The organism is Flavobacterium daejeonense DSM 17708 (assembly GCF_000425425.1).
GTDB classification, from domain to species: Bacteria; Bacteroidota; Bacteroidia; order Flavobacteriales; family Flavobacteriaceae; genus Flavobacterium; species Flavobacterium daejeonense.
The window spans coordinates 236,788-251,593 of sequence record NZ_AUDK01000003.1 but is presented as its reverse complement, the minus strand read 5'-3'; the positions used below and the strand labels follow the sequence as shown (position 1 = coordinate 251,593).

At 35.3% G+C, this 14,806-nt stretch carries 10 protein-coding genes; 5 read left to right on the top strand and 5 right to left on the bottom strand.

Translation table 11 applies throughout. The features are described 5' to 3' along the window. Positions 1-94 precede the first annotated feature (94 nt). The 5 genes from H599_RS0104525 to H599_RS0104505 all read right to left on the bottom strand — a co-directional run bounded on the left by H599_RS0104525 (position 95) and on the right by H599_RS0104505 (position 8,482). A complete protein-coding gene (locus H599_RS0104525; RefSeq protein WP_026713037.1) occupies positions 95-1,330 on the bottom strand; it encodes a glycoside hydrolase family 27 protein in 1,236 nt (411 codons plus the stop codon). 82 nt (positions 1,331-1,412) lie between these two features. Beyond that, positions 1,413-2,459, bottom strand: coding sequence for an IPT/TIG domain-containing protein (locus H599_RS19200; RefSeq protein ID WP_051590639.1), 1,047 nt, complete (start codon positions 2,457-2,459; stop codon positions 1,413-1,415). A gap of 19 nt (positions 2,460-2,478) precedes the next feature. After that, positions 2,479-4,074, bottom strand: a complete 1,596-nt coding sequence (locus H599_RS0104515) for a RagB/SusD family nutrient uptake outer membrane protein (RefSeq protein ID WP_026713036.1) — start codon at positions 4,072-4,074, stop codon at positions 2,479-2,481. A gap of 14 nt (positions 4,075-4,088) precedes the next feature. Beyond that, positions 4,089-7,268 carry a SusC/RagA family TonB-linked outer membrane protein gene (locus H599_RS0104510; RefSeq protein ID WP_026713035.1) on the bottom strand — a complete coding sequence of 1,060 codons (3,180 nt, stop codon included), beginning with the start codon at positions 7,266-7,268 and terminating at the stop codon, positions 4,089-4,091. Between the two features lie 335 nt (positions 7,269-7,603). Continuing rightward, complete coding sequence (locus tag H599_RS0104505; protein WP_026713034.1) at positions 7,604-8,482, bottom strand: helix-turn-helix domain-containing protein; 879 nt, start codon at positions 8,480-8,482, stop codon at positions 7,604-7,606. 278 nt (positions 8,483-8,760) lie between these two features. Here H599_RS0104505 and H599_RS0104500 point away from each other — a divergent pair, with 278 nt between their 5' ends. The 5 genes from H599_RS0104500 to H599_RS0104480 are packed head-to-tail and all read left to right on the top strand — an operon-like array spanning position 8,761 to position 14,797. Beyond that, positions 8,761-9,906 (top strand): glycoside hydrolase family 26 protein, encoded by a 1,146-nt coding sequence (locus H599_RS0104500; protein ID WP_026713033.1) that lies wholly within the window; start codon positions 8,761-8,763, stop codon positions 9,904-9,906. Between the two features lie 24 nt (positions 9,907-9,930). Continuing rightward, entirely contained in the window at positions 9,931-11,322 is a 1,392-nt protein-coding gene (locus tag H599_RS0104495) for an MFS transporter (protein WP_026713032.1), read from the top strand. A 24-nt stretch (positions 11,323-11,346) separates the two neighbouring features. Next, the gene (locus H599_RS0104490) at positions 11,347-12,543 is read left to right on the top strand and encodes a glycoside hydrolase family 130 protein (protein ID WP_026713031.1); all 1,197 of its coding nucleotides are present in this window, start codon (positions 11,347-11,349) and stop codon (positions 12,541-12,543) included. Further along, positions 12,544-13,740 carry an AGE family epimerase/isomerase gene (locus H599_RS0104485; protein ID WP_026713030.1) on the top strand — a complete coding sequence of 399 codons (1,197 nt, stop codon included), beginning with the start codon at positions 12,544-12,546 and terminating at the stop codon, positions 13,738-13,740. A gap of 25 nt (positions 13,741-13,765) precedes the next feature. Beyond that, positions 13,766-14,797 carry a carbohydrate binding domain-containing protein gene (locus tag H599_RS0104480; RefSeq protein ID WP_026713029.1) on the top strand — a complete coding sequence of 344 codons (1,032 nt, stop codon included), beginning with the start codon at positions 13,766-13,768 and terminating at the stop codon, positions 14,795-14,797. The last annotated feature ends 9 nt before the right edge of the window (positions 14,798-14,806 follow it).

Genomic DNA, 14,806 nt, shown 5'->3' with positions numbered 1-14,806 from the left:
CTCACTAACTGTGTAAGTTGAAAAAGCAAAAGGCTTCGATTATTAAAATCGAAGCCTTACTTGTTTTTAGTACAAAATAACTCAAAAAATTATACTATTTCATCAATTTAAGTGTAATTACATCATGTGATGGTATTTCAGCACTGAAAGCTTTTTTCGTACTGCCAATCATCTTGTTTTTCCAAAGATCTTTTATTTTATAGATAGTTGTTGCAAGATTGGCTTCCATATTGAAGTCAGTATCTTTTATCGTGTGTTTTTTCCAATCGAAATTTATCTTTTTTGTAGCCTCACTTCTGTTTAAGAAAGTTATTGCCCAGTTTCCGTCAGATAAAGGTTTTACCCAAACTTCTAATCCGTCTTCTGCTGAATATTTAAAACCCTGAATTCCTAATTTGTCCTGGTTTATAGCAATCAATTCTTTGTTGGTTAAAATAGCTAAAGTTTCTTTAGTCATTTTTCTTAAATCATTTCCGGCAATAAGAGGAGAAGACATCATTGACCACATCGTGAAATGAGATTTGTCTTCTGTGTCGTTCATGTCATTTCCTACTTCCAGCATATCAAAATCATTCCAATGATCCGGACCTGAATATTTACGAATGTCTTTACGCATTTCAAGAATTTTCATAAATCCCCAGGACGACCAGTTTCCTTCATGTTTGTATTCGCAGTCAAAACACGGATAAATATCTCCGGAAATTCTCCAAAGGTTTCCAACTGGTTTGCCCCATTCCCAGGGTTGGTTATCTCCCCATTCGCATAAACTGAAAACAATAGGCTTTCCGGCAGTTTTAAGGGCGTTACTCATTGTAGTGTATGCCTCCTTTGCGTTAATTCCTTCAGTATTACACCAGTCGTATTTTAGGAAGTCGATGTTTAAATTTGCATAAAAACGGGCGTCTTGGTATTCAAAGCCGCGTGTCCCCGGATATCCGGCACAGGTATGAGTACCGGCACAATTATACAATCCAAATTTTAATCCTTTTGCATGAACGTAATCTATTAATGCTTTCATTCCGTTTGGAAATTTTACAGGGTCAGGAACCAGATTACCATCTTTATCTCTTTCTTTAGTCATCCATCCGTCATCTAGCACTATATAATTATAGCCAGCAGCCGCCATTCCCGAAGAAACCAAAATATCTGCCGTTTCTTTAACTAATTTTTCATCAATATTAGTTTCAAAAGTATTCCAGGAGTTCCATCCCATTGGCGGTGTCATTGCTAATCCTTCGTATTTTCCCGATTCCAGTTTGTAAACATTTCCCTGAGAAAAAGCCCCAATTGCGAACCCGGAAAGTAAAAGTGTAAAAAGTAATCTTTTCATTGTAAATGTGTTTAAATAAATATTAAAAAGAATTCCCTAATGTAAAAATTAGGGAATTCCTGAAAACGTATTATTGTATTAATTATAATTGGAATCCAATATTATCAATATAGAAAGTAGTATTGGTTCCGTCACTTCCAAAAACAATTTGACCAATAGTTGCAGGTGCTGCAGAAAGACCTAAATCAGCCCATTTTACAACATAGGTGTCGTAATTTGTAGTTAAGTTAAACCAAACCTGATGATTCCAGTCGCCACCAACAATAACTCTCATTTGAGCAGCGGCTTTCAGTTTCATTTGGAATTTTATTCCCTTAGCTCCGGCAGGAACAGGATGGCCTCCGTTATTCCACATGTCAATTTGGAAACCGGACCAGGAAGTGATGTCTACTTTGATGGCTTTAGTTCCCTGAGCAACTTCTCCGGAGGAAGCATTATCGATAAGAAGATTTGAAATCCCCCAGCCGCCTGTTCCGTCAATGCCGTAAAAAACATCATCATAAATAGCTGTTCCAATTGCATCTGCAGAGGTAGCTTCTCCAGAGATGTTGGCAACTGTAATGTATTTTTTATCAGCTCCTGCGGGAACTTTTACCTGAATTTCTGTTAATGTTGATGAAATTACGGCTACGGTTTCGTCGCCAATTTTAACAACAGGGTCTAAGAAATAGTTTCCATAAATAGTGATGATATCATTTTCAACAGCATTTACAGGGTTAAAGCTGTTAACTGTTGGTGTAGGAGGAGAAATTACAAAATCGTAAGTCACACTGCCATCGTTAGTAACAACTTTTAATTGATTGCTGGCATTTGCATAAGGAGTTTTTTCATCAATTAATACAAAAATTTCAGTATCAGTAACCATTACGGGATTGAAATAAGTGTCAAAATCATTGAAGTAGATTTTTTGAACATTCGTAAAACCGCTTCCTCTGATGATATAATAATTTTTTGGGTCTCCTTGTGTAACCGGTGTCAGATCTCCTTCTACTGCTTTAGAAACACTGTCTATTTTTAAAGGGTCTGTGCCTGAGTCAGAGTCGTTATTGTCACATGAAGAAAATGTCCCGATTACCAAAAGTGCCATTGAAAGAAAGGGCAACAGGTATTTTATTTTTATATTTTTCATCTTAGTAAAATTTTAGAAATTATTTAAAAGTATACGGAACCGGATCTTGTAATAATTTTGGATTTTTAGCAACCTCGTTGTCCGGATAATCCATGTAAAAATCATTGGTTGCATGATCTTCACTATACACAGGGGTATAATAGCGGGCGCCATATCGGTCTCCACGGTTTTGCGCTGATATGATTTCAATTGCTTTTGTTTTGTCAATACGCCCTAAATCAAACCAATAATCTCCTTCAAAACAAAGTTCTTTTCTTCTTTCAAGAAAAATAGCATCAAATGTTATAGAGGTCAGGTCAGTTAATCCTGCTCTTCGTCTAACAGCGTTTATCGAACTCAAAGCAGCTGCATCTGAAGTGCTTGCGGCATTTCCTAAAATAGCTTCGGCATGAATTAATAATAACTCGGCATAGCGCATTACATAAGTGTTGTTGTCCATCATGGCCCAGTTGTCAATTGGCCCAGTTGTAGAACCGTTAACAACTCCTATACAGTATTTTTTAATAGCTCCGCCTGATCCCTGTGCAAGGTCTTTATCGGCAGGTACCGTAAATCCAACGCCTGTTGTTGTTTTTATGCTTGGGTAGCTGTCTCCTGCAACCATAATAGTTTCATGCTTTCTTTTGTCGGTAGAGCTGTATAGTGTGAAAATTTCCTGTCCGGGACCGAAAACTCCGGCATAAGAAGCGTTTGAAGTGGATAAATCTCCATCTTTGAATCCAAATTGCGTATTGCAGTTATTGGCTGAGCCGTAATTTCCATCGCCTTTCCATTGTAATGCAAAAATAGATTCTTCGTTATTGTTGTTGCCGTAAGTAAACAGGTCTCCAAAACTTTTTGTTGGTAACTGATCGCCTCCCAGTAATTTGAATTCACCACTATTAATCACTTCTTCCGCCATGGCTTTGGCATTAGCATAATCTTTTTGGTATAAATATACTTTGGCTAACATTGCTCTGGCAGAACCTTTGGATACACGTCCATTGTTAGCATAAGTTGTTCCTCGGGTTTTGGCTTCTAATAAATCAATTGCTTTTAAGTAATCCATTGTGATTAATTTATAAATATCGGCAACAGTATTAGTGTTTACATACGGATTACTCGTATAATCAAGCGGGTTTTCAATAATTGGCACCGGTCCCCAAAGTCTTACCAAATCAAAATATGCTGTAGCTCTCATAAAATAAGCTTCGCCTATTGTATTGTCTAAAACGCTTTGATCGACTGCAGGACCTACTCTGTCAGTTAAAAAGTTAATAATCATGTTGGCCTGTTGGACATTAGCCCATAAAGCTGACCAACCGTTTACTAACTCGGGATCACTTCCGTTCAAAGAGAAAGTTCTTAATCCGCTAACATCCGAAGATCCTGAATACATATTTCCGGAGCCTACCTCAAGTGCCCACCAGAATTTATTATACATTTGAAACCAGGTTCTGCTGTACATACCATTGGTAGCCGAAATAACCTGGTCATTTGTGCTGTAATAGGCGTCTAAACTTATTCCGTCTTCCGAAGGTCTGTCGGTAAAATCATCCTGACAAGAACCAAACATAAGAAATGCTGTTGCTACTGCTAGCAAAATATATCTGTTTGAAAATAATTTCCTTTTCATCTTAATTTTGTTTTTTAAAATTCTACGTTAAGCCCTATTGAAAATGTTCTTGCTATAGGATATCTTCCATTGTCAATTCCGGACAGAAGTACATTTTGATTAAAAGAACCAATTTCCGGGTCATAACCTGAATAGTTTGTAAACGTAAAAAGGTTTTGTGCTGTTCCGTAAAAACGTAATCTTGAGATCTTGTATTTAGAAATTAGGTCGTAAGGCAGGGAATAACCAAATGTTACGTTTTGAATTCTCAAATAAGAACCGTCTTCAACATATCGTGAAGAAATTAGTAAGTTAGTATTTGATGCATCGGCAATAGGTCGTGGGATATTGCTTGAGGTGTTAGTTTCAGAGTAATAATTCAACGCTTCGACTAATTGATTGTCATATAAAGAGGTGTTTGTTGTACCGGCTCTTCGGGTTAGGTTCATGACATCATTTCCTAAAGATCCCTGAAGGAATACTGAGCAATCAAAGTTTTTGTATTTGAAATTATTGGTAAAACCAAAAGTTAAATCCGGATGCGGATTTCCAATAAAAGTTTTGTCGTTGGCATCAATTTTACCGTCTTCATTAACATCTTTGTATTTTACATCTCCTAAAGCGGTTTCACCGGCTCCTGTACCCACTGGTTGTCCAAACTGGATAGGGGCATTGTCTAATACGGTTTGGTCTTTAAATAATCCTTCGGCAATGTAACCATAAAACATACCGATAGGGCTTCCTACTAAGGTGTTTGTTACCACAACCGGTTGGTATCCGTTAGTGTTCACTTCCTGAGTAAGAATCATTCCGTTAGCAATTTCATCTAAACTGTTTTTATAATGTGACAAAACCAAAGAAGAACTCCAGTTGACATTTCCTGAAGATTTAGTGTCGAATCCTAAAGTGATGTCAATTCCTTTATTAGTCATACTTCCCAGGTTAGAATAAGGAGCAGAAACACCTCCGTATTGTCCTCCGCCACCAGTTAGGTATAATGGTAAAGGTACCTGGAATAAAAAGTCTTTTGATTTTTTATTGTAAACATCAAAGCTGGCAGATAATTTAGAGTCAAACATTGTAAAATCAATACCTAAATTGGTTTGATTTAGTGATTCCCATACTAAGTCAGGATTTGGATAATTAGAAGGCAGAAAACCGCTTCCTAAACCGGAGTTTTGAACACCCAACATGGCTGAATAAGCATTGTTTGGGATTTGTTGATTTCCTGTTTCTCCGTAACCAATTCTGAATTTGATATTGTCTACATATTTTCGGGTGTTTTCCATGAATGATTCGTTGGATAATTTCCAGGAACCTGAAATAGATTTGAAAACCCCTTTTTGATTATCAGTAGTAGGATCAAATTTTGAAGATACGTCTTGTCTTATAGAAGCTGAAACACTGTATTTTTCGTTAAAATCGTAAATGACACGCGCAAAAAGTGATGAAAGCGAACCGCTTCCTTTGTATTGTGAAACAGTATTGTTATCGGCATCAGCCAGATTGATGGTGTGAATGGAGTTTGTTTTAAATCCCTGTGCAGATGCAGTCAAACCTTCCCAATGAGAATCATTAGCTTCCTGACCTAATAAAACGGTGAATTTGTGCTTTCCGATACTTTTATCGTAAGTCAGTAAATTTTTAACATTTATAGAATACCAGTTTTGTCTTCTGACATCCAAATCAGCTAAAATATTTTCCTGAGTTCCCCATTTGTAAGAGGGTCTGAAATCATCATTTTCTGAAAATTCAGTATTTCCTGCAATTTCAAAGCGGTATTTTAATCCTTTAAAAATTTCTGCTTCAGCAAAAATGTTTCCCAGGAAATTTTTACGAATCAGTTTGTTTTCTCTGGTTAAAGCTTCCGCAACAGGATTGTAATAGGTAACACTTTGTTCGGCAGAAGGAGGTCCTGCAAAGCTTCCGTCATTATTTCTTACTGGGATGTCAGGGCTTTGTAATAATGTATTTGAAATTAATCCTGAATAGCTTTGGTTTACTGTAATACTTTCGTTAGTAATACCTGCGGTTATGTTTCCGCCAACTTTAAGCCAGCTTTTAATTTTGGAATCCAAGTTTAATCGGATAGTGTATCTTTTTAATCCTGAATTGATAATAGTTCCTTCGTTATCTAAATAACTTCCTGATAAATAATAACTGGTTCCTTCTTTAGCACCTGAAAAAGATAATTGGTGGCTTTTTACAAGAGCAGTTCTGTAAACTTCATCCTGCCAGTTGGTACCGGACCCCAGTAATTCAGGATGTGAAAATTCCTGACGTGTTTGGAATCCCCATAATTTAGCCAAATTGGTTTTTAATGTAGCGTATTGCGATAAATTTAAAACATCCAGTTTGTTGCTTACAGTGTTAAATGAAAGTGAGGTTTCATAGCTAATTTTGCCTGCACCTTTTTTTCCTGATTTAGTGGTAATAATAATAACACCATTAGCACCTCTTGAACCGTAGATTGCTGTTGCTGAAGCATCTTTTAAAATATCGATAGATTCAATATCGCTTGGGTTTATCATGGATAATGGGCTGACAGCATTATTTCCGTTTCCTCCTGAAGAAGAAAATCCGTCTTTACCTGCCAATGGTTGTCCACTGGTAGATTTTCCTGTTGCATCTCCCGAAACAGGAACACCGTCAATGATATAAAGAGGTTCGTTAGTTCCTGATACAGAAGTGGTTCCGCGTACTCTTATGGAAGCAGCGCCTCCCGGAGCCCCTGAGTTGTTTGTTACACTAACCCCGGCAGCCTTTCCCTGAAGCATTTGATCTACTGAAACTTGCTTTAAATTTGCTATGTCAGATGCCTTAACAGAAGATATTGAGGAATTAATATTGCCTCTTTTTTGTGTACCATAACCAATTACAACTACTTCTTTTAAATCCTCCGAAGAAGATTTTAAAGTAATATTGATTTTGCTTCTTCCTTTTATAGCCGCTTTTTGAGTTTCAAAACCTACGAAGGTAAATTCCAGAGTGCCGTTAGATGGAGCTTTAATCGAAAATTTCCCGTCAAAATCCGTAGTAACAGAATTTTGAGTTCCGGCAACAAAAACATTTACGCCAGGAATAGTTAGTCCATTTTCATCTGACACAATCCCCTCCACATTGGTTTGAGCCGATACAAAATTACTGCTTAGTAATAAAAATAAAATCAGAGGAACAGCTCTGTGATTGACTTTCCAATGGATTAAATTTGACATTAGTTTTTTCATAATAAATGATTGGTTTGTTAAGATTACTAATTCCTGATTTAAAAAAAATCGGGAATCAAATAGGAATTAATTATTTCCGGATAATAATTAACAAATGTATAACAGAACTAATCATCAAATTAATAGTATAATATCAATTAGTGATAATATTTTTACTTTATGTCTTTAAATGTGTTAAAAGTATAATTTAAACCATGTATATTTATATAATGTATATTTATATAGATGATAAATTGTGGTTTAAATAATTGTATGTAAGTACAGAAAAGGCTTCAGGAGGATGGATGATTGGTTTGTGTTTTAAAAATGTCAAAAAAGTATCATTATAAAATGCGTTTTAATCCTGAAAAATCATCCCGGTATTGACTGGGAGTACATTTTTTAATAGACTTAAAACTTCTGTTGAAATTGGCTATATTATTAAAGCCGGATTTGAATGCTATTTCCGAAATGCTTAAATCTTTTTCAGCAAGCCATCTCGCTGCATAGCCAATTCGGATGTCGTTAATGTAGTTGACAAAAGTTTTTCCGGTGCGTTTTTTTATAAATCGGTTAAAAGAAACGGTGGTCATGCTCGCAGCGTTTGAGACTTCTTCCAGAGTTATTTTTTCGGAAAAGTTTTTCTGTACATATTCATAGATTAATTTCATTTTGTCGTAATCTTCAAAGGTGTCGTGATCAACTGTAAAGGTTGATAACAGTCGCTGATTTCTGGAATTAGCCAGATCGTATAATATGGATACAATTTCCAGGAAATAATCCATTCCGTCTAGTTTTGAGATTTTTATGATGCGTGACGAGAGTTCTTCGGCCGTTTTTTTGGAAAATAAAATGCCGTGTATCGATCGGTTGAACATGTCTTTTATAGGAGTCATTATTTTTCTGGATAATAAAGACTCGTGAAATAAATCATTGTGAAACTGAATGGTGATTTCTCTGATTTGTTTGTTCTTGCAATGGTTTAATTCCCAACCATGATATAAGTTAGGGCCAACCAAAACCAGTTCGATTTCGTCGATTTCTTCAATATTGTCTCCTACCACACGTTTTACCCCTTTGCCGTTCAGAATGAAATTGATTTCAAATTCAGGATGATAGTGTACCGGGAAATCAAAACTGTCTTTGACTCTGTCGAAAACTAAAAAACTGTCCCCGGGTGATAAAGGGGGTATTTCTCTGTAGAAATTTTTCAAATTACTCATGATGTTTTTTTGTTTGCAATAATATGATATAAAATTGATAAAATAATATTAATTGAGAAGCTGTTATAGAATTATCTTTGAAAAATAAAATTATCATTCTTTTAAAAATAGCTGATTTAATAAGTAAGAATCATTTTTAGAGATTTATTTTTTTATAAATTTAATAATTTATGTGCTAAATAATTCATTTTTTTAAAATCAATTATTTTGGGTTTTTGAAAGTTGAATGAGCTAAATAACGGATTGTTTAATAACGATCCCTGTTAATTTTAATTATCATGAAAAAAATCATTTTTTCGGTGTTAAGCCTTTGTTTTGTGGGGATATCCTGTTCTACGGGACAAAAAATAATTGATACTAAATTGTCTCTTAGTGATAAAAAATCTACTAAAGAGCTTGTTGTTTTCTATGAAAAATTGACGCATTTAACCGAAAAAGGAATTCTTTTTGGGCATCAGGACGATCTGGCTTATGGTGTAAACTGGAAATGCGAAGCAGGAAGAAGCGATGTAAAAGAGGTTGCCGGAGATTATCCCGCAGTGTATGGATGGGATTTAGGAGGCCTCGAAAATAAATCGGCCAATAATCTTGACGGAATTCCTTTTGACAAAATGAGACAGTACATTAAAGAGGCGCATCAAAGAGGAGGGGTTATAACATTAAGCTGGCACATTAATAATCCGTTGACAGGAAAAGATGCCTGGGATACCACTCCAAAATCATTGGCTTCCGTTTTGCCGAGTGGCGAAAAACATGAAAAGTATAAGGCCTGGCTCGATGAAGGGATACAATTTATTAAGACCCTGAAAGATCGGGATGGAAAACCCATTCCAATGTTATTCCGTCCGTATCATGAACTTACCGGAAATTGGTTTTGGTGGTGCAGAAACAACGGAAGTCCGGAAGAATTTAAAAGCTTATGGAGATTTACTTTGGACTATTTTCAAAAAAAGGGAATTCATAATCTGATTTATGTGTACAATACATCCGATTTTAAAACTAAGGAAGAATTTTTAGAATACTATCCGGGTGCTAATTATGCAGATATCCTGAGTTTTGATAAGTACCAATATACAGATCCGTTGAAAGATAATTCTTTTGTTGAAGATTGCCAAAAACAATTCAAAATCATGAATGAAATAGCGCAAGAACAGCATAAAATGATGGCTTTTGCTGAGACAGGATATGAAGCAATTCCTTTTGATAAATGGTGGACACATACGCTCATGAAAGCGATTGGAAATTATAAGATTTCCTATGTTTTAGTATGGCGGAATCACGGTTGGCAGGAAAAAGAAAAAAAGATGCATTATTATGCGCCATTCAAAGGACAGTTAAGCGAAAAAGACTTTGTTGAGTTTTATAATCTGGAACGGATTTTATTCGAAAAAGATGTTGCAGGAGAAAAACGGTATAAAAAATAATTGATTAAAGTAAAGACAATAAAAATGCAAGATAAAATTAGAATCAAAGAGAAGGTTGGTTATGGACTTGGGGATGCAGCATCATCCATGTTTTGGAAGATTTTCAGTATGTACCTCATGTTTTTTTATACCGACGTTTTCGGTTTGGCTCCTGCAGTAGTGGGGACCATGTTTCTGATTACAAGAATTTGGGATTCTTGTTTTGATCCTTTGGTGGGAATTATTGCCGATCGTACTAAATCGCGTTGGGGAAAATTTCGCCCTTATCTTTTATGGACAGCTATTCCATTTGCTGTAATTGGAGTACTAACTTTTTACACTCCTGATTTTGACGAGAAAGGTAAAATCATCTATGCTTATATTACCTATTCTTTAATGATGATGGTTTACTCGGTAATTAATGTGCCTTATGCTTCTTTGCTGGGAGTGATGTCATCTGACCGAAAAGAAAGAACAACTCTTTCCTCATACCGCATGGTTTTTGCTTTTGGGGGAAGCTTACTGGCACTGTGGCTGATTGAACCTTTGGTGAACTATTTTGGAGGAAATTTGAATTCGAAAGAAGGTTGGTTAGCAACTATAATTGTTTTTGGAATTATTACAACACTTTTCTTCTGGGGATGTTTTTTATTAACTAAAGAAAGAGTACAGCCAATATCAAAAGAAAAAACACACCTAAAAGAAGATCTTAAAGACTTATTAAAAAATAAGCCATGGTGGATACTTTTAGGTGCAGGAATTGGCGCTTTGATATTCAATTCCATTCGTGATGGAGCAGCGGTATATTACTTTAAATATTATGTAAGTGATACTGTAAATTATAGTTTTAACTTCTTCGGAGAAACATTTAATATGACTCATACCTCGCTTTATTTGGTTTTGGGTCAGGCTGCAAACATTATTGGAGTAATCGTAGCAACTCCAATTGCGAATAAAATGGGTAAAAAAAATACCTTTTTGGGAGCAATGTTCTTAGCCGCTGTGTTAAGCGTAATTTTTTACTTTTTTGGGAAAGAAGACGTATTTCTAATTATGACATTCCAAATTTTAATAAGCATTTGTGCTGGAAGTATCTTCCCTCTTATATGGTCAATGTATGCTGATAGTGCTGATTATTCTGAATGGAAACAAGGGCGAAGAGCTACAGGATTAGTGTTTTCGGCTTCTTCAATGTCGCAAAAATTTGGTTGGACAATTGGTGGAGCGGCAACAGGTTGGCTTTTAGGGTATTTTGGTTTTCAGGCTAATGTTTCCCAAACAATTGAAGCACAAAATGGTATCCAACTGATGTTGAGTATTCTTCCTGCAGTAGCAGCAATACTATCGTTACTCTTTATTCTATTCTATCCCCTTAATGAAGAAAAACTTCAAATAATAGAACAAGAACTTGAAAACAAACGAAACTTAAATAAATAATTAGCTGAATTATAATTTTTAAATATGAATACACAAACATTAATAACAGATTTCGAGCAAAGAAAATTTGAAATAGAAAAAGAATTTCAAATTCTGATTGAGCAAAAAAATGAGCCTCAAAACATTGTTGGGAACGGTATTTTTCAACGCTATAAAAACCCTGTTATAACTGCCAAACATGCGCCAATTGAATGGAGATTTGATTTGGATAAAAATACAAATCCTTATTTGTTAGAAAGAATTGGAGTTAATGCTACCTTAAATTCGGGAGCTATAAAATGGAATGGAAAATATGTGGTGGCTGTACGTGTAGAAGGTTACGACAGAAAATCATTTATTGCAATAGCCGAAAGCCCAAATGGTGTAGATAATTTTAAATTTTGGGAAAAACCATGTGTTTTACCTCAAATTGAAGGAAATCCGGATACAAACGTATATGATATGCGTTTGGTTAAACACGAAGACGGCTGGATTTACGGTATTTTTTGTACGGAAAGAAAAGATCCAAATGCTCCTAAAGGAGATACCAGTTCAGCAATTGCCAATGCAGGTATCGTAAGAACCAAAGACCTGGTTAACTGGGAAAGATTACCGGATTTAATTTCCAATACAGGACAACAACGAAATGTAGTTTTTCATCCCGAATTTGTAAATGGTAAATACGCAGTATATACGAGACCACAGGATGGTTTTATTGACATAGGAAATGGTGGCGGTATAGGTTTAGGATACATTGATGATATTACAAACCCTGTAGTTAAAGAAGAAACTATTATTTACGGCAAACAATACCATACGGTGTATGAATTGAAAAATGGTTTAGGTCCGGCGCCTATTAAAACAGCAAAAGGATGGTTGCACCTGGCGCATGGCGTTAGAAATACAGCTGCCGGATTACGCTATACTTTGTACATGTTTATGACTGATTTGAATGATATTTCTAAAGTAATTCACAAACCAGCCGGGCATTTTATGGCTCCTGAAGGAGCTGAAAGATTAGGAGATGTATCCAATGTCTTGTTTTCTAATGGATGGATTGATGATAAAGATGGTACAGTATATATTTATTATGCTTCATCAGATACAAGAATGCATGTTGCCGTTTCCACAGTTGAAAAACTGGTAGATTATGTGATGAATACGCCTGAAGACACTTATACATCAGCCGGATCAGTAAACACAATTATAGAATTAATTAATAAAAATAAAGGACTTAAATAATTGGTTTCAAATAAATTAAATACTTTAAAAACAGAATTGTCGGCAGAACTCCAAAATATTTTAAATTATTGGAGTGAAAATACTATTGATACTCAAAAAGGAGGCTTTATTGGTCAAATTGACAGCAACAATCAAAAGCAACCACTGGCTGAAAAAGGAGTTGTACTTAATGCCCGAATTTTATGGACTTACTCTGCGGCTTATAAACTCAATAAAAATGAGGAAACCCTAAAATGTGCAAAGAGAGCCTTTGATTATATTGTTACTCATTTTTATGATCCCAAATTTGGTGGTGTTTTTTGGAGTCTCCATTTCGATGGAACTCCAAAAAACACCAAAAATCAAATTTATGCTCTGGCCTTTGTAATCTACGGCATGAGTGAATATTATGCGATTTCCAAAGATGAAAAAGCATTGGAAACAGCGATTAGTTTGTATCAAAAAATACAGGAACACAGCTACGATACAATCAACAAAGGCTATTTAGAGGCTTTTACCCACGATTGGAAAAACGTCGATGATTTACGTCTGAGTGACAAAGATGCGAATGAAAAAAAGACCATGAATACGCATTTGCATATTGTGGAGGGCTATGCAAATTTGTATAAAGTCTGGAAAGATCAAACTTTGCTGGCAGTAATCATAGAGTTGTTAGAAACCATCGAAACACATTTTATCAATACTGTAACTGGACATTTACGTTTATTTTTTGATGAAAACTGGAAAGAAAAACCAGATGTGATTTCATATGGTCATGACATTGAAGCTGCCTGGTTATTGCAGCAATGTGCTGAAATTTCAGAAGATCAAAATTTGATCAATCGTTATAAAGAATATGCCTTACAAATGACGGAAGCAACTAAAAAGGGAATTGATAGTGATGGCGGTTTATGGTATGAATATGATCCTGAAACTAAAAAATTAATAGCTGAAAAACACTGGTGGCCACAAGCAGAATTGATGATTGGTTTTTACAATGCCTATGAATTGACTAACAATGAAGACTATTTGAAAATTGTAGACAAAAACTGGGAATTTATAAAAAAATACATTTTAGATTCTAAAAGCGGTGAATGGTTTTGGGGAGTTAATCAGGATTATTCATTAATTCAAAAAGATAAAGCAGGATTTTGGAAATGTCCTTATCATAACGGTCGTGCCTGTATGGAACTTATTACCAGAATAAGGAATATTTGATTTAAAAAATCTAAAAAACAAACTCATGAAAGCAAAATTTTTATTTTTCGTTTTTCTCATTACTTCCGTGATGTTTTCACAAAAAAATCTGATACTCAATGGCGGTTTTGATTTGAATACAGATAATTGGTGGGCAGATAATCTAAAACAGAATACTTTAATTAAAAAAGTGGGTGACGGTTCCTGTATGATTGTGCAATATGTAGGTAAAGAATGGAAAAGTGGCGATCAACGGATAAATATTTCTAAAGGAACTTATGCGATTACTTTTAGCGCTTATGTCAAAGCCGATGCTATTCAGGGAGGAGAAAGTTATGGCGCAGGGATATTTAATGCAGAATTTTTAAATGGGGCTAATAAACAAATTGTTTCCGAAAATATTGCACAAGTCAAAGGAACTGTCGACTGGAAATTATATTCAAAAACGGTTATAGTTCCGGAAGGAGCCAAAACTATTAAAGTTGTTATTGGTTTACAAAATACACCGGGTACTGTTTTTTTTGATGATATTAAAGCTGTTGCAGTGAGTGAAGAGGATTATATAAAAATAATGCAGGCGGAAGCTATGGCAAAAAGAGCCGAAGCTATTGCAAAGGAAGCAATCCCTAAATACTTTGAGAATGGGAATTTTGAGGCTGGCTTAGAGAAATGGAACGGTTCAGGACACGTTTCTACGACGGATAATAAAGAAGGAAATTCGGCAGCTGCAGTAACCTCAAAAATGCTTGAATGGACTGCAATTGATCAAATTGCTGATGTGCCAAACGGAACCAAATCAATTGAAGTTTCTGGCTGGCTCAAAGCCTTAGATATTACACAAGGTAAAGAATCATGGAATAATGGTTTATTCATTATCGAATTTACCAAGGATGGTAAAATAAAAACGATGGAAGGTCAATTGATTGGAAAAGTTACTGGAAATACCGATTGGACGCATTTTAAAAAAAATATCCAAATCCCGGCTGCAACAAAAAAAATTACAATCATTCTGGCACTGAGTGATTGCATCGGAACATTATTAGCTGATGATATACAGGTTCAAATGTTGAGTGAATAATCAATTTAT